This is a genomic window from Morganella morganii H1r, assembly GCF_000633515.1.
GTDB lineage: Bacteria > Pseudomonadota > Gammaproteobacteria > Enterobacterales > Enterobacteriaceae > Morganella > Morganella morganii_B.
The window spans coordinates 1-15334 of record NZ_AYMP01000090.1; the positions used below are offsets into that span (position 1 = coordinate 1).

Consider the following 15334-nt stretch of genomic DNA (forward strand, 5'->3'; position numbering starts at 1 on the left):
GTTTTTCGGGGGGATTACCCATGTCTAATTCGTTTTGGGTACTCATCTGTTCGAGATCCTTGTCATCATCCTGTTTCAGGCTCAACCCTGATTAACCTCAGAGGTGAGCCATAGTTCATCGTATTATTCGTTATGTCACAGTATCAACCAGAACCCGACACTTGCCGGTCAGCGGTTGAGCGTATATTGGCGATGGCTTGTTGTTCTGTACGATCAGGAACCACTGCTTCGGCGGCAAAAAGGTCCAGCCGAAGCCGGACAATAACGTCAGGACAGGAAGTTTGGCGCTGTACTCACCGCCAAAATGCTGTAGCTCACCAGCAATTTTCTGCCACACTTGTTGGTAATCGCCTTTCGCTGGTTGGAACTGCTTGTCTCCTGTTAACGTCCCGGTGTAACGAGTTTCTCCATCTTTGTCAGTGGTAAGACAGTTAACTAAAACACCTAACATATCGTTTTATCTGCATAAAGTAGAAGCTCTAAATCTTTATCTTGTTTGCCTGTATTGCTGATTTTCTTTCTTCCAGATATTGCAGTGAGTGCCAAGTGTATAAAACGCCCGGCAACACTTTATTACTGTTTTATGTGATCTATTGTTCTTGTTGTTCACTCTCTGCGAGAAAGTCTAAGTGAAGTAATTTGGCTTTAAACTGCTTGTCACCCAGTGAGATTCTCCAGCGCATCTCCATAAACTTGAACAAGTCGAGGCCTCGGGAAAGAATAGTCTCAGGTAGCCATTCCTCTGGCTGAGCAATTTCATTTTCGGCTGCTGAACCGTTGTAATAACCAATGCCTGAACCATTATTCTTCTTGTCATCGAATCCATCGTTTTGAAGACTGGAGTTTTTTGCTCGGCTCAATAGTACTAAGTTGCCCAAGGAGTTAGCTAACCATGTAGTTTGCTCTTTGGTCAAATTTCCAAAGCGATTCTGCCAATATTGGTTAGAAGGTGTCTGTGGGAATATATGCTCAATGGTGATTTTATCTTTGCTTGTCGCTTTGAGATCATTCCAACCAAGTTTCATGGTTTCTTGTTTGCCACGTTTGGTTAGCCAAGCGTCATATTCAAACAAGAAGTAACGCAAGCCATCCCATTTAAAGAAACCTTGTTCCCCTAACTCATACTTTTCTGCAATGTAGCTGTAAAAGCGAGCAGGATCGTAGTATTTATCGGCCCATTCATTGATCTTACCGATGACTGAATTGATGGTTCTATTGCCTTTCAATAACTCTCTTGCCATACCAAAAAACTCAGAATCGCCAGTATTAGAACGACGATGACATAGCGAAAATAGGATGAAGTTATAGCGCTCCACTGCTGAAAGCAGGTCGTTAATCTCTTCAAACGGCTGCCTGGATACAAACGCGGCGAGCAGGAGAGGTCTGAATGCACGGAAGCTTAGACGTTGCAATCTATCAAGTAGCAACTTGTTCTTATCGTCATTGTAGTTAGGAAGATAGAAGTATGGGTTGTGAATATAGAACCAATGACGAATTGATTCTTGTAAGCTTTCGACATAACCGCTGATTTCTTCTACTGACACACGCTCATTTTCATCCTTTGGATGAGTGACATTGCGAGCGGTGAACTTCTCGTTTAGAAGGTATTTAATGTAATCGTCGCCTTTGTTACGGCTGTACTTAAAGTACATTGTCCAGTGGTTACGTAAGAAAATACCTTCATCAAGAGGGCGCTCAGGATTCTTACCGAGATATTCGTACATGGTTTTCCACGCACTGTTAATTTTACTACGTAAAACTTCATGCCCTTCGTGATTGTGGAAAAGCGTCGATAGGTAGATTAGGCGGTTTTTTAGCAACTCAAGGCTAGTCAGAGGCTTACCACGGTTGTTCATCGTTTCGAATGTGACGAACACATCAATCTCTTCGTCAATCTCGTAGAGATTAAATTTAATTTTTTGAGTGAGCTTCTTAAAAACTAGTGCAATTTCGTCCTCAGAAAGAGTCGATAATTTACCTTTGAAGTAAGATTTAGCCACTTTGAGGTTTTGCGTGTATAGGGTGTCCTGGTGCTGGTTACTATGTGAGTGTTCACCAAAGATGATAGTTTTAAGGTACTCATCGCTAGGGTTGTCCTTTTCGTACCCGAAGATGAAGCTTTGTCGCTGTCCGTCGTCTGCTTTGTGTAATACATAGCGGCTGCGTATGGTTTCAAGTGATTGATAGTTGAGTTGAGCATCTTCGCCTACTGACTCCAAAATAGCCTGAATCAAAATCACTGATGTCGTTAAGCGCTGTTGCCCATCGACAATGTAGAAGGGTTTGAATCCAACGCCCTCTATAATCCATTCGTCCTGTTCCCACTTTTGCCATAATTTTTGTGCAACAGGTTCCAGTGTCACAACACCAGTATAATGAACTCGTCTTGGATCAAGTTGAATGATATCTTCCCAAAAGTCATCAAGCTGGATTGAAGACCAGGCATACCCGCGTTGGTAATCAGGAATCCTGAGTATTCGTCGTTCAAAAATATCATTCAGACTTTGTAATTTCATTATTATGATTCCTGAAACTTTTGGGAACTGGTCAGAGTCATTACTTATCCTTTTATCACCGCTAACAGCTGTTCGCTTTCAGAGACAATTCACGCCCTGCACATTCAGTGCAGGCAGCATTTTTTAAATTTTTTACCACTGCCGCACGGGCACGGGTCATTACGCCCGGTCAGTCCAGCCTCACGCCGGACGGGAGCGCGACGCACGGCGTCCGCAGACATCCGCTGCTCCAGCCAGTGCTGATACAGGGCAAGCACGGCAGGCTGAATAAGCGCAATACTCCGTTCAAACTGCGCTGGCGACATTTTCTCAAGCACAGGGAAGTTCTTTTCAATGCCATGCAGGGATATCGCTTCCAGCGGGGGACGTAAGGACTCCGGCAAAGCGGACCAGTCATCCAATGACAGGCCTTTCATATACCCGAAACACCACTCTTCCACGATAGTGTATGTTTTGCCTTTCACCTCACGAGCATTGAAAATCGGCTCAAACTGCTCAGGAGCCTCATAAAGGCAGCCCGCGATATCATTCATGTGCTGAAAACACAGCCCCACAAAACGCGTCATTTCTTTTTCGGAGGTCCACTCAGGGTGGTAATCACCTCGACCCCAAAGGGCGCTGAGCCAGATATTCGGTGAAACCATATTCGGGCCGGAGACAATCGCCGTCAGAAAACCATCCAGCTCAGAGAAACTGAGTATGGAGTCATCATTACCGTATTTAAGCAGCACCTCTTCCAACCAGTCGATTTCATCTTCAGTCAGGGGGGCATTTTTAGTCAACTTCATCACGCAGCATCCGCATCTGCAATCACCCGACGCTTACCGGTCAGCAGTTGTTGCATCAAGGCTTTCTTTTCCAGCCAGAGGTGATCAAGGCGCTTTTGCTGGGCGTCGATTTCTTGGTCAGCGGTGGTGAGGATGTTGGCGATGGCTTGTTGTTCTTTGATAGAAGGTAGATTGATCGGTATAAGCAACATATCACTTTTATTTAACTTAGCTCTTGTTCCTCCATTAACGAAACCAAGTATGTTTTTATGCACTAAAGAGTAATATAACCAAGCGTTGGTACAATCCTTCTTTCCACTCAAAATATGAGCATGATTATTTACCCACGCCTTACCTCTTAATATATTTGCTATAGGCCTAGTCTGGTACTCTGAAAAGTTACCGCCATCCTCTGCTAGCAACACAAACTCTCCATCGAATATATATTCTGATACATAGTCAACAATTCCGTTAGCACCCCAATAAGGAATTGTTCCTTTCATTTGGGAGCGCTCTTCCGAATTTAGTGGCTTTCTTTTGTTGTCATGACAAGTAGCACAATCTTTAAGCTTTAGCTTTCTCCACTCCCCCTCAAACCCAGGCAATCGTTTTTTGCCGGTCAAGAGTTGCTGCATCACGGCTTTTTTGCGCTGTTGACTGTTATCAAGCAGTCGCTCGGTGGCTGAAATCGCGTTGTCCCATGTGCTCAGAATCTGGGCGATCTTTTTTTGTTCATGCAGAAGTGGGAGGGTTATGTCTAGTGTCCTAATTGTAGCAAGGTTAAGCCCTGCCTTTGCTCCTGCATCATTCAACGAGTTTATTCGCCGATGATAGGCTCCTGAACATAGCAAATACGCAATAAATTTGGATTCGGCATCTTTTGGCTTGACTCTGACAAGCGCTGTATGTTGATTGATAAAAGCTTGACCTAAACCGAAGTGGATCCAACCTATTTTACCTAGCTCTGCTGTGATAGAGATTAGAATATCACCTGTTTGTAGTGAAGTTCTTTTCCCGTCAGCTGAGTCCGAATTCACATCAACGAATTTCAAATCATCCATTTTAAGGTAAATACTATCCCGTCTGAGATTAGTCATTCTAATAAATTTACTACCAGTATCAGAGTAGAACTGTGCCCAATCGCGTGATCCGCTAGTCACCAGTGATGATATGCTGCCCAATTTTTTTGATTCCCACCCCTCAGGCAACATAACCCAACTCCTTCAGATAACCCTTCATCTGCTCATTCAGTTGTACAATTTCGGCTTCAATGGCAGTCCGTTCTGACTGAACAGCCATCAAGTCGATCTCTTCTTCCTCTTCAAAGGTATCGACGTAGCGCGGAATATTGAGGTTGTAATCGTTTTCCTTGATTTCATCGAGGGTGGCGAGGTAGCTATACTTATCAATGACGGTGCGCTGCTCTAGCGTATCAATGATTTTCTCAACATCCTGGTTACGTAAGGTGTTCTGGTTTTTCCCTGGTGCAAAGTCACGGCTGGCATCAATAAACAACACATGCTCTCCGTCTTCACGACACTTCCTGAACACCAGGATTGCCGCAGGAATACCGGTGCCAAAAAACAGGTTAGACGGTAGACCAATGACTGCATCGAGTGCGTTCATCTCTTTGATGATGTGCTGACGAATATGCCCTTCACTGGAGCCACGGAACAACACCCCATGCGGTACAACGACCGCTGCCGTTCCATTGTCATCTAACTGAAATAGCATGTGCTGAATAAAGGCCATATCAGCCTTGGTTTTCGGTGCCAGCTTGCCATAAGCGGAGAAACGATCATCACTTAAAAACAAAGGATTGGCTGACCAATCTAAACTAAAGGGGGGATTAGCGACGATGGCTTCAAAGCGGTATTCCAGGTGCTGAGGACGCTCCAGGGTATCGTCCTGCCTGATGTCAAAATCCTTGTAATGAACACCGTGCAAAATCATGTTCATGCGAGCCAGGTTGAAGGTGGTACGGTTGTACTCCTGACCATAGAAACGACCGACCTTCTTCACCTGTTTAGCCACGCGAAGCAACAGGGAACCCGAACCACAGGTTGGGTCATAGACGGACTTCAGTTCATCCTTACCCAGTGATACGGCACGAGCCAGAATCTCAGAGACCCGCTGAGGCGTGTAAAATTCCCCCGCCTTCTTGCCTGCATCAGAAGCGAAGTTACTGATCAGATACTCATAACTATCACCGAGGACATCAGCCTCTACATCGTCAATCATGAAGTCGATAGCATCCAGACGAACCAGTATCTCTTTAATGATCTTGTTGCGGTCTTCAACAGTCTTACCGAGTTTAGTGGAATTCAGGTCCAGGTCTTCAAACAGATGAATAAAGTCAGCCTCGGATTCGTGACCACGTGTACTGTTCTCAATGTCACTCAACACAGTTTGCAAATCAGACAGAATGAAGGCATTGGCATCGTCCTGAATACGGGCAGCAATACTCATAAACAACTGACCTGGCATCAGGTGATAGCCTAGCGTATCAATCGCTTCTTCACGAATCGCCTCAATGATCTCAGCGTGTTCTTCATTGTCTTCATCCAGCAAGGCATAATCCAACCCATCTTCAGATAAGGCTTCCTGAGCAATGCTGTAAAGACGTTCTGATAAGAATTTGTAGAAGATGAAACCGAGTATGTAATCCCGGTAATCATCACCCGATATACGTCCCCTGAGAAGATTACATATTGCCCAGAGCTGTTGTTGCAATATGCGTTTTTGTTCTTCTGACATCGTATCGTCCTTAGTCTCTATTCATTAAACGTTAAAACCATCACGTCTCAACGATGTATTCAATATAGTTCTGCTAATCCCGAAATACTGAGCAGACTCAGCCATGTGGATTTGGCTCTGTAAATCCAGACCGTACCGGAGCCAGCTATCTTTTTTAAAGTATTACATCAATCCGGTAATTATACCGTGAGGAAAAACAAAAGACAGCGTTCAGGCATTATTTTCCGGTTAGCGAACAACCAGTAATCTCCGGGGGTTTATTCAAGAAAACTGTAATCAAGTCAATGAGAAGGAGGGGGAGGAGCAGATGTCAGAATCAGTCAAGGAGATGAAAAACCAACGTTACTCACGGGACTCCGCAATACGGGCCTTCAGCCAGGTATCTACTTCACTTTTCAACCATCTTGAGCTGCGTCCCAGTTTGATAGGCTTAGGAAACTGACCGTCCTGTATCAGCTTATAAAACCATTTATCCGATAACCCGGTCAGCTGTACAATAAATTTCATATCAATAAACTTGTCTTCAAGTAGTGTATATTCAGTCATGAGAATAGTTCCTTATATTAATAAAAATAAGGAGTAATAATTTTGATTACCACTCCCCTCATGACATTCCACTCAGAGTTATTTATTACAGATTTATTTACTGTATCCAATTGATCGTTCTTTTACATCATAAGTCTTGGTGTATTCCTTAGTTAAATAAAAATAGTAATCCAGCATTATTTTCTTTTTTTCTTCAAGATTATCGTCATAGATGCTTAAGTTTTCATATTGAAAGAAACAGTAGTGAACAAGCTTTTTTTCATCTGGTAAATGCAAAGCACTATTCCATGCGCTATCAATGATGCGCTGCAAGCGACTGCTTATATTACAATTAAAAAAACAATCCTTATTAAAAAACATCAGCACATGATAGTGTTTCCTTTCTGATTCCTCACCTATCTCTTTTACCCATACATATCTCATACCATCTTCATATTTCCTTGGTTTATGTTTTATTAATTTAGCTTTGTATTTCTTCATGGATTCAGAATGTCGTCTGTTTAACTCGGCTTTTATTTTACTTTTTACTGATGAAAAGAAACGAGTAATGACTTTGTTATTCCTCACAACAGAATAATCATAGATACCATCATCACAATCATCGTTAATAATCACAGGAAAGCGCAAATCAAACCTGACAACATAAATCCGCTTATACTCTTCTAAAGATGAATCAAATTTATCTGTTACAATCATCTTATACTTCTCATTGAATTCGTATTTATCATTTATTTTTAATTCATCATAATTCATAAAGAACACCGTTATTGTTAAGGATAAAAGTAAAATTAAAAAGTATGTATTAACAAAAAAAATGAGGGTGATTGAATTTAATTAATCATATGGTTTTTAACCTCCTGATGGTTTATATAATCAATGAATAAATAAACCTGTCAAGATAATAAAAACCATTCATCTGTACAGAGCTGTATCACAAAGATATATCCTATACAGTTACACACTGACACCTCCCCATTATTACCCATACTCTTTTCTATTCGCCATATAGATTACTCATTCATGTAATTAATTACATGTTAGTGTTTTTATTTATATAGTTTATTTGATTGTAATCTATTTTTTATTTATCTGTATAATACCCTTATGATACTATAATCTTATAATATATTACTATACCGTCAGTATATAACTAAGCTAAACAGACTGAATACAGCAGTATAACTGTACTGGATATATGTAACGATTTTAAAAACAACTCTGATATTATGTTTCCATTCAAGAAAAGAAAACAACGCACTTCAATATCAGAAAGAAATCCGAGAAACTTTAATCTCAATCCCTACGCTAAAGATCACCACACCAGAAGATATGCAACCAGAGTATTTTATTACATACACAGACAGGACAGACACTAACCCTGCTGACAAATAGATCTGATTTCATATTTTCAGATACTTTACATACTAATGTGCAATAGTTTCAGCCCCTCTAAATGCAGACTTCTCAGCACAATATCAGGTTAACAGGATGGTTTAATCGTGTATAACAACCCAAAAACAGGAGTAAACAAGCAAAAAACCAATGAAAAACATCATCATAATACCAAAAGAAAACCTTGCAAAAACAAGCAACAAACCACTAACTAAACTCAATATTACTACCACAATTCTTTTTTTGTGACATCAAAACCATTATCATGGTACTCTCGCACTACGACAATCATCACTACGTAGTTTTTCTTTCAAGAGGAAATTTAGTCATGGAGACAAATCTTTATAATGACAGGAATGGGATCATAAAAAGTCGTGATCTTCGGGTTTGTTATTTTTATTCTGAATGGCTGAAAATAAATAAGAGGATAGATAACACCGCTGTTTCCCGGCAAAATGCTGACAGTTGTCGTCAGACGTTAAATCAGCTTATTAAGCAGTATTTCCCTAATATACAAGATCAGATTAATTTACTCGCTGAAATGGAGGCCGGAAGAGAAGAAAATATTTTGCCCACTGAAGATTTTGACTGGATTAATCAGGATGAACGTGCGGCATTTTGGTTATGGGGTTACTTGTATAAAATAAGTGATTATCAGTTAGGTATTAATCCTTGCGAAAATGCCATGCAGGGTAATAACTGGTATAAAACTCTGAAACTAAGCTTATCACCCTCAAGCCATCAAGAAAGGATTAAACTCATTATGACTTTTTTTGATAGTATTATCATTTCCACACCTCCCGTCAATTATCTAAAAAAACACACCCTGGAAAAATTAAAAGATACCTGGAAAAATATATACAGCAAACCAGCACCATTAAAATGGTTACCGGATGATGAAGGTGCCGTAATATGGGCATGGAATAGTCTTCAGAAAATTCAGCAGGAAAAATCCGAGATGTTAGGATGGTTTACTCATGGATTAGTTCCATATCCCCCCGGACTTACAACGTGGTTTACTCCTTTAAATAATTCAGAACGCTGTCTGGCTTTACGTGCAGCATTAGATTTATGGGATGAAGAACCGGATACAAAACGGTTATTTTTATTAAATTTAAATAAATCGTGGAATCAGAAAAAATTACGTCAGTCACGAACAGATAAAAAAGCCTTAAATACTTATCTGAAGAATGAAACCAAAATACGTTTAGACATCATGGCAGAACACAATGGTCTTCGTATCAGTGACATGTTGGAAAAATTAATCAATGAGCATTATAAAACGACCTTTGCGAAAAATAATAATACCAGAGGCTGAACAAATTACATTGGAAAAAAATTCAGACCTATATTACTCATATGAACCAGCTACAATAATTATTTTAGCCCTCCGGTGAATTCAGTTTTTTATCGGAGTTTTTATTCTTAAAACGCATTCATTCTTATATTTAAGCCCCGTGTTGATATCCCCAGCCATCCCATCGCAACAGGACAGGCCGGGGATTTTAGCAAACCGAGAACATTTCATTTTAGCCCGCACTGAGACTGGCAATAAGCCTGATGCGATTGCCCCCGTCCTTGCCGTCGCAGATAAACCCGCTGAATTATCAAATGACTTTAACCCTACAATGCCAGCAAGGAAAACCGTGTTGGCGCTTTTCTTATTCCTGTCACGGAGAAAATTATGACGCAATCCCCTCTAGTTTCAAATGACATTGACATCATTCACAGCAGTACGGTTCCACTTATGCAGCGTTCTGATTTTTGGCCTGATTATTTTAAAAGCATCAAGGGCTGGCACACCTTCGAAGTCGTCATATTCACCATGATGGGGCAGCTTTGTGATGATTATGAGGGAGGTTATTGGGAGTATTGTACTTTATCTAATGGTGGTGCCTTTATTTATCCCGACTTAAACAAAGAAATCCTTACCCTATTTAATCCCCATAATGGGAATAAAGCACAGATGAGTTGTCAAGCAGCTGGCATTGCCGTGTGTTTGATGACGTTCAGTATCTGGTCATTTAAAACTGAGAGTCCTGTGCTGGTGGAGTATTTTTACCAGTTACGTGACTACGCCCTTCAGCATGACGAGTGTACCGCTATTTTTCATCTTATCGATTAACTGAGGACGATATTCATGAAGAATCGCATATTACCCGACTCACCGGCTGCCGTCTGGCAGACGCTGCTGACTTACCTACTCAGGCAGCACTATGGCCTCACTCTGAACGACACGGAGTTTTGTGATGAGCGCGTCATTGAAGCCTGCCTCCGCCGTGGAGTGTCGTTATATGAGGCACTGAACGCTTTTGCAGAGAAATACGCACTGGTCCGCACTGACCGGCGCAACAACGGTATCACTGAACCGTCACATAGTATCACTGCGACCGATATTCTTCGGGCACGGAAAGCCACTGGTTTACTCGCATATCGAAGAACTCACCCCACCAGCTGATACATCTTTGTATAAAAAAACCGCACCTCATCTTATCGGTTTCTTTATCCCTTCCCGTTCAGTCCGGGTTTTTATCTGACCGCCCTTTTATCTGTTTATTCTACAGGAGTATTATTATGGCCCGTTTAGCTTCCCGCTTCGGCAGGGCGAATATCATTCGTCGTGACCGCCCGTTAACCACCGAAGAATTATACTGCACTGTACCCAGTGTCTTTTCAGCAGAAAAACATGAATCCCGCAGTCTCCGTTACACTTATATTCCCACCATAACCCTGCTTGAGAGCCTACAGAAAGAAGGTTTTTACCCGTTCTTTGCCTGCCAGACCCGGGTCCGTGATGACAGTCGCCGGGAGCACACCAAACATATGCTACGCCTTCGCCGTCATAACCAGATTACCGGTATTCAGGTACCGGAAATTATTTTGTTAAACAGTCATGACGGTACCAGCAGTTATCAGATGCTGCCGGGATTATTCCGTGCGGTTTGTCAGAACGGGCTGGTCTGTGGTGATACCTTTGGTGAAGTGCGTGTGCCTCACAAAGGTAATGTCGTCGATAAAGTAATTGAAGGAGCATATGAAGTACTGGAAACGTTTGATGCAGTGGCTGAAAAACGTGAACAGATGCAGTCTCTGTTGTTACCACCACCGGCACAGCAGGCGCTGGCATATGCCGCTATTAGTTACCGATTCGGGGATGACCACCAACCGGTCACGGAAGAGCAGGTACTGCAATCCCGCCGATGGGAAGATAAGAAAGATGATCTGTGGACGGTATACCAGCGTTTACAGGAAAACTTAATTAAAGGCGGGCTATCCGGACGTACAGCCAAAGGGAAACGATCACATACCCGAGCCGTGACCGGTATTGATGGTGATATCCGCCTGAATAAAGCACTATGGGTGATGACGGAGAAAATGTATGAGCATTTCGCTAACCGCCAGCAAATCTGAGTAAATCCTCAGGTATAGGAAAACAAACAACAATACATAATCATTTAAAGGAGGTAAAGTGGCCCTGTAATACCCTTTTAAAACCTCAGGCTGACTGGTAGGATTTATACCTGCTGTTATGCCGTTTTTGGTCCTTCATTGCTGTATGATCTCGGACCGAGGGTACAAATGAGGGCATAAAAATAATCAAATCTAAAAATAACATTAAATTACAGTAAGTTAGATGCAAATATCGATTCCGAGTCCGGCACCACTAATTCAGAACCCGCTTGTCAGTTAAACATGATGTTATTCTGACAGGTATGGAAAAGAGCAAAGCAGAACATCAGATAGTACTGTTACCTGTGTTAGTAAAGCTCTTAAGAAACAGACTTGTTCCAGCAAGTCTGTTTTTTTATGCGTGCGATCTTTACAGATCTTCTCCGTTAAAGTCAAACTTAGTCTGTTCATTCCTCCTTTAAGCGCTACATCAGCTCGGTTTCCAGTATGTTACGTAATCCGTCAACACTTTCATCAATGTATTCCAGTGTCGATACCAGACTGACATGACCCAGCAGACGCTTTACCACATACAGATTGCGCTCCGGTGACTTCATCATATGGGTGGCAACCGTATGCCGGAAACGGTGCGGTGTGACGGTAAAATTGCATTCCCTGGACAATCGCCGGAAAAATGCCCGTAACGGCCCTTCATCCATCAGTTCCGGATATTTGTATTTCCGGCGCAGATCAAACCAACCCACATTAAACAGCTGATGCTCCGGCTCCATCCCTGCTTCTTCAGCCCGCGCCAGTAAATAGGCCAGCGACGGATACAGCGCCGTGACAACCGGAACCCGGTGTTCATCATGGTTTTTAGACCCGTCTGAACTCAGATCTATCCAGCGGTCTTCCAGGCTGACATCACACAAACGAATATGAAACAGTTGACTCAACCCGAGCGCCTTATTACTCAGTTTCTCATGCTGCGGATCAGCCAGCTTACCGCGACCGCCCGTGATCAAAATATTTCTCACCGCCGCTATCTCATTTTGCAGTGTGCGTGTTGAAATCCCCTCCGCCTGACGGCTCCGGATATATTTTTCGATATGCTGCATTTTTATGTGTTTCACATCGCGGATCTGGATATTCAGTGCAGCCATCTTCGCCGCAAAGCGTGCTGCCAATTTTGAGCGATCCGCCACGGTTTTAAAACTGCCGCCGCCCTGCCGGGCGAGGGTAGTGAGTTGTCTGGTGAGTTTTGACATGATGGTATTGTAAGTATCCCTGAACATGAGCCCGTTTGTGAAACCGGTGTGCTCAGGGATTTTCAGAAAAAAATCAGCTAAAAGGGAGGATAAAGTAATTTTTGGGGACAAAAAATTACCGGGGTTTTTGCGTTAAAACTTGATTATAGCTGTTCCATTTTAGGGGAAGTGGACAGTAAACTGAGCGGCTCTTAACAACAGTAAGCCTCAACATTTGGCTTACTGTTTTATGAGGTAAGATCAGTTTGAAAAATCAATGAAAGCATCATTTTTTACATAAAAAACAAACGCTTCAAATAAATGATGAATTGTATAATGTGAAAGTTGTAATTTTGTATTTGCTACAACTTCTTCGATTGAACCATTATCGAGTGCTTCAATCCAACCATCTTCTGTTGCTTGTTTTGGGATATATTCCGTAGAATCAGGAGGATAATAATACGAATCCTCAGAAAAAATGCCGAGGGTATCTAAGCTCCATTCATCAATATTTGGAGGTAAATAAAAACCTCCATCTGGATTATTTTCAGGGTTAGACAATACTTCTTTTATAGAAATTAACTCCATCTTTTTTCCTTAATTAATAATCATCATTTAATTTTTTAAATCCGCCTTCTTGGCTTGGATGTAAAGAATGTTGTACTGGACCAGGAGCTTGATGCTGAGGTCGTACGGTTAATTCGATTTTAGTTGGATCTTGTGTATTGTGATGCCAAGTATAGTTAGCTGGCCTTGGGTTTTGTTTGCTGTATCCCGCAATTTTATCTGCTCTCGCAAAGTCAACAGCGAAGATATTCGAGCAATCAAGCAGCAGAACCAACAACAGCAAGCGCAGCTAACCACCATACGGCATACCATGCGCGAGCTGATGGCAGAGAATATCAGCGACTAAAGGGTATAAACTGAGCTGTTTTTTTAAATAGATAAGCCAGAAGATTGAAGAATCTTCTGGCTATGAACTAAAGTGTTAAATAAGCATCATTATTAAAATAATAAATGAGGCATTGAAGCAACTCTTCTTCAGTTACATTTACTTTTTGTAATTTAGCATTGGTAACAATGTTTTGTAGTATTTGAATTGATATAACATATTTGTAATTAGATTCTTTTATAACTTCAGGATCATCATCTGGCTCATCTGATTCAACATTATCAGGATCTTCAATCATAGCTAGTGTATCTAAATTCCAGTTCACTGTATTTTTAGGTAGGTACAATGCTAAATTCCACGGTATATCTAATACTTTCAGTAAAACATTTCTTATTGTTTCATTATTCATACTATCTTCCTCCTCCCCAATTATTCATTCCACCCTTCCCTCCAGGGTGTAAAGAATCTTGCACAATTCCGGGAGACTGATGTTGTTTTATTGGAACTAATTGCATAACACCCGGTTGATTAGCTTCATGATGCCAAGTTAGTTCAGGTAGCGGGGAACGTCTCGGGTATCCTGCCGAGTAATCAGCCCTTCCGGGGAGTACGACCAGCGGATTTCATGCTGATCCGGGTAACGGGTGGCTGTGCGGCGGCCGAGCCGGTCATACCGGTACTGAATTTCCCGGCCGGTAAAATCGGTCTCGCGGATAATCTGCCCGGCGTTGTCCCGCTCATAGCGGTATTCATCCCCGACAGCGAAGACATTCGAGAGATAAAGCAGCAGAACCAAGAACAGCAAGCGCAACTAACTGCCATACGACACACCATGCGCCAGCTAATGGTGGAGTATACAAGCAGCTAAAGGTAAACTAATCACTGTAAAAGGATGATAAAACAATAATAGCTTATTATCCTTTTACTTATTACATAAAAAATGAGACATTAATTCTATCTACATAAATTTTTACGTATTTATTTTCATAAAATGAAGCTTCATATAACAAATCATCTTGGAGTATTACATTAGATATAATAATCTTATTTTCAAGTAGATAACCGCTTAATTCATATGCGAATGTTTCTCCGATTTGTTTTGGTAATATATCCGTAGATAACTCAACTTTTACTTCATCAAAAATTTCAAGTTCAAGCTCAACTAAATAAACTTCATTCAATTCTATAGAACTATTTAGATCACAAATAAAACATGTAAGTACAATTTCACCAAGAGAAATTGTTACTTCTTCTTCAATGTCAGGATTTAGTGAGATTACTTTCGCATAATATTTCATATTTTACAATCCATTAATATCTCTAGGAACAAGATTGATAACTTTTTCATCTTTATTTCCATTTAATAGTTTCCAGATCTCTTTACCACTTTTTGTATGTATTGTTGCGATTTGGCCTTCCGGATTGACCCCAACAAATGCTATTTTCGCAAGGCCTTGTTTCGTATTCCCCATATACATTACATATCCAGTACGGTGCTGGTCTAATCGTTTATAGTAGTATTCAGTTTTATGGCCTTTTTCCATAATATCTCGACCTATTTGTAAATACTCAGCCTCTGAAGTCGCTCTAAATTCACCACCATGCTTTTTAAAATGCAAAGTTAGTTTTTCAGGGTCTGGAAAATTAGCATTTTGAAATTCATTTAATTTAGACGTTCCACTCAACCCAAACGGATCAACAAAACCAGTAGGACAATGCACATACCCATACGGGTTAAAGCCGCCTTCCAGCCCTATCGGGTCGGGGCTGATGTACTGTCCCGTGTCCTTATCATAATAGCGGAACCGGTTGTAGGGTAATCCCCCC

At 41.4% G+C, this 15334-nt stretch carries 17 protein-coding genes; 4 read left to right on the forward strand and 13 right to left on the reverse strand.

What is annotated here, in order from left to right:
* Positions 1-130 precede the first annotated feature (130 nt).
* The 7 genes from U868_RS0122920 to U868_RS0122950 form a co-directional block, all read right to left on the reverse strand.
* Positions 131-451: a hypothetical protein gene (locus U868_RS0122920; protein ID WP_025155318.1), complete on the reverse strand. Its 321-nt coding sequence runs from the start codon at positions 449-451 to the stop codon at positions 131-133.
* Positions 452-590: 139 nt separating this feature from the next.
* Entirely contained in the window at positions 591-2516 is a 1926-nt protein-coding gene (locus U868_RS0122925) for a DUF262 domain-containing protein (RefSeq protein ID WP_025155319.1), read from the reverse strand.
* Between the two features lie 104 nt (positions 2517-2620).
* A complete protein-coding gene (locus tag U868_RS0122930) occupies positions 2621-3304 on the reverse strand; it encodes a YecA family protein (RefSeq protein ID WP_029991626.1) in 684 nt (227 codons plus the stop codon).
* Positions 3304-4494, reverse strand: a complete 1191-nt coding sequence (locus U868_RS0122935) for a restriction endonuclease subunit S (RefSeq protein ID WP_025155321.1) — start codon at positions 4492-4494, stop codon at positions 3304-3306. Before U868_RS0122935 ends, U868_RS0122930 begins: the two co-directional genes overlap by 1 nt.
* On the reverse strand, positions 4484-6040 hold the full coding sequence (locus U868_RS0122940; protein ID WP_025155322.1) for a type I restriction-modification system subunit M: 1557 nt from the start codon (positions 6038-6040) through the stop codon (positions 4484-4486). The genes U868_RS0122935 and U868_RS0122940 overlap by 11 nt, the downstream gene beginning before the upstream one ends.
* A 342-nt stretch (positions 6041-6382) precedes the next feature.
* Entirely contained in the window at positions 6383-6586 is a 204-nt protein-coding gene (locus tag U868_RS0122945; RefSeq protein ID WP_025155323.1) for a helix-turn-helix transcriptional regulator, read from the reverse strand.
* 93 nt (positions 6587-6679) lie between these two features.
* Complete coding sequence (locus U868_RS0122950) at positions 6680-7339, reverse strand: YagK/YfjJ domain-containing protein (protein WP_025155324.1); 660 nt, start codon at positions 7337-7339, stop codon at positions 6680-6682.
* 967 nt (positions 7340-8306) lie between these two features.
* Between U868_RS0122950 and U868_RS0122955 the strand changes: the two genes are divergently transcribed.
* From U868_RS0122955 to U868_RS0122970, 4 genes are all read left to right on the forward strand, one after another.
* Positions 8307-9296: a hypothetical protein gene (locus U868_RS0122955; RefSeq protein WP_025155325.1), complete on the forward strand. Its 990-nt coding sequence runs from the start codon at positions 8307-8309 to the stop codon at positions 9294-9296.
* Positions 9297-9662: 366 nt separating this feature from the next.
* Positions 9663-10103, forward strand: coding sequence for an antirestriction protein (locus U868_RS0122960; RefSeq protein ID WP_025155326.1), 441 nt, complete (start codon positions 9663-9665; stop codon positions 10101-10103).
* Between the two features lie 15 nt (positions 10104-10118).
* Positions 10119-10436, forward strand: coding sequence for a TA system toxin CbtA family protein (locus tag U868_RS0122965; RefSeq protein ID WP_029991630.1), 318 nt, complete (start codon positions 10119-10121; stop codon positions 10434-10436).
* Between the two features lie 116 nt (positions 10437-10552).
* Positions 10553-11389, forward strand: coding sequence for a DUF932 domain-containing protein (locus tag U868_RS0122970; RefSeq protein ID WP_025155327.1), 837 nt, complete (start codon positions 10553-10555; stop codon positions 11387-11389).
* Between the two features lie 464 nt (positions 11390-11853).
* Here the strand turns inward: U868_RS0122970 and U868_RS25165 are convergent, their stop codons facing one another.
* From U868_RS25165 to U868_RS26095, 6 genes are all read right to left on the reverse strand, one after another.
* Positions 11854-12636 (reverse strand): site-specific integrase, encoded by a 783-nt coding sequence (locus U868_RS25165; protein ID WP_080694429.1) that lies wholly within the window; start codon positions 12634-12636, stop codon positions 11854-11856.
* A 240-nt stretch (positions 12637-12876) separates the two neighbouring features.
* Entirely contained in the window at positions 12877-13203 is a 327-nt protein-coding gene (locus U868_RS0122980) for a DUF7716 domain-containing protein (protein ID WP_025155329.1), read from the reverse strand.
* Between the two features lie 392 nt (positions 13204-13595).
* Complete coding sequence (locus U868_RS0122985) at positions 13596-13916, reverse strand: DUF7716 domain-containing protein (RefSeq protein ID WP_025155330.1); 321 nt, start codon at positions 13914-13916, stop codon at positions 13596-13598.
* A 138-nt stretch (positions 13917-14054) separates the two neighbouring features.
* A complete protein-coding gene (locus tag U868_RS0122990; protein WP_080694428.1) occupies positions 14055-14318 on the reverse strand; it encodes an RHS repeat domain-containing protein in 264 nt (87 codons plus the stop codon).
* 118 nt (positions 14319-14436) lie between these two features.
* Positions 14437-14805 carry a hypothetical protein gene (locus U868_RS0122995; RefSeq protein WP_025155332.1) on the reverse strand — a complete coding sequence of 123 codons (369 nt, stop codon included), beginning with the start codon at positions 14803-14805 and terminating at the stop codon, positions 14437-14439.
* 3 nt (positions 14806-14808) lie between these two features.
* Positions 14809-15334: RHS repeat-associated core domain-containing protein (locus U868_RS26095; protein WP_029991634.1), on the reverse strand; the 526-nt coding region annotated here is incomplete at its 5' end.

What these genes read in the sequence shown, in the direction of transcription:
- U868_RS0122920 (WP_025155318.1), bottom strand. Translation starts at nt 451, where the DNA reads ATGTTAGGTGTTTTAGTTAACTGTCTTACCACTGACAAAGATGGAGAA.
- U868_RS0122925 (WP_025155319.1), bottom strand. Translation starts at nt 2,516, where the DNA reads ATGAAATTACAAAGTCTGAATGATATTTTTGAACGACGAATACTCAGG.
- U868_RS0122930 (WP_029991626.1), bottom strand. Translation starts at nt 3,304, where the DNA reads ATGAAGTTGACTAAAAATGCCCCCCTGACTGAAGATGAAATCGACTGG.
- U868_RS0122935 (WP_025155321.1), bottom strand. Translation starts at nt 4,494, where the DNA reads ATGTTGCCTGAGGGGTGGGAATCAAAAAAATTGGGCAGCATATCATCA.
- U868_RS0122940 (WP_025155322.1), bottom strand. Translation starts at nt 6,040, where the DNA reads ATGTCAGAAGAACAAAAACGCATATTGCAACAACAGCTCTGGGCAATA.
- U868_RS0122945 (WP_025155323.1), bottom strand. Translation starts at nt 6,586, where the DNA reads ATGACTGAATATACACTACTTGAAGACAAGTTTATTGATATGAAATTT.
- U868_RS0122950 (WP_025155324.1), bottom strand. Translation starts at nt 7,339, where the DNA reads ATGAATTATGATGAATTAAAAATAAATGATAAATACGAATTCAATGAG.
- U868_RS0122955 (WP_025155325.1), top strand. Translation starts at nt 8,307, where the DNA reads ATGGAGACAAATCTTTATAATGACAGGAATGGGATCATAAAAAGTCGT.
- U868_RS0122960 (WP_025155326.1), top strand. Translation starts at nt 9,663, where the DNA reads ATGACGCAATCCCCTCTAGTTTCAAATGACATTGACATCATTCACAGC.
- U868_RS0122965 (WP_029991630.1), top strand. Translation starts at nt 10,119, where the DNA reads ATGAAGAATCGCATATTACCCGACTCACCGGCTGCCGTCTGGCAGACG.
- U868_RS0122970 (WP_025155327.1), top strand. Translation starts at nt 10,553, where the DNA reads ATGGCCCGTTTAGCTTCCCGCTTCGGCAGGGCGAATATCATTCGTCGT.
- U868_RS25165 (WP_080694429.1), bottom strand. Translation starts at nt 12,636, where the DNA reads ATGTCAAAACTCACCAGACAACTCACTACCCTCGCCCGGCAGGGCGGC.
- U868_RS0122980 (WP_025155329.1), bottom strand. Translation starts at nt 13,203, where the DNA reads ATGGAGTTAATTTCTATAAAAGAAGTATTGTCTAACCCTGAAAATAAT.
- U868_RS0122985 (WP_025155330.1), bottom strand. Translation starts at nt 13,916, where the DNA reads ATGAATAATGAAACAATAAGAAATGTTTTACTGAAAGTATTAGATATA.
- U868_RS0122995 (WP_025155332.1), bottom strand. Translation starts at nt 14,805, where the DNA reads ATGAAATATTATGCGAAAGTAATCTCACTAAATCCTGACATTGAAGAA.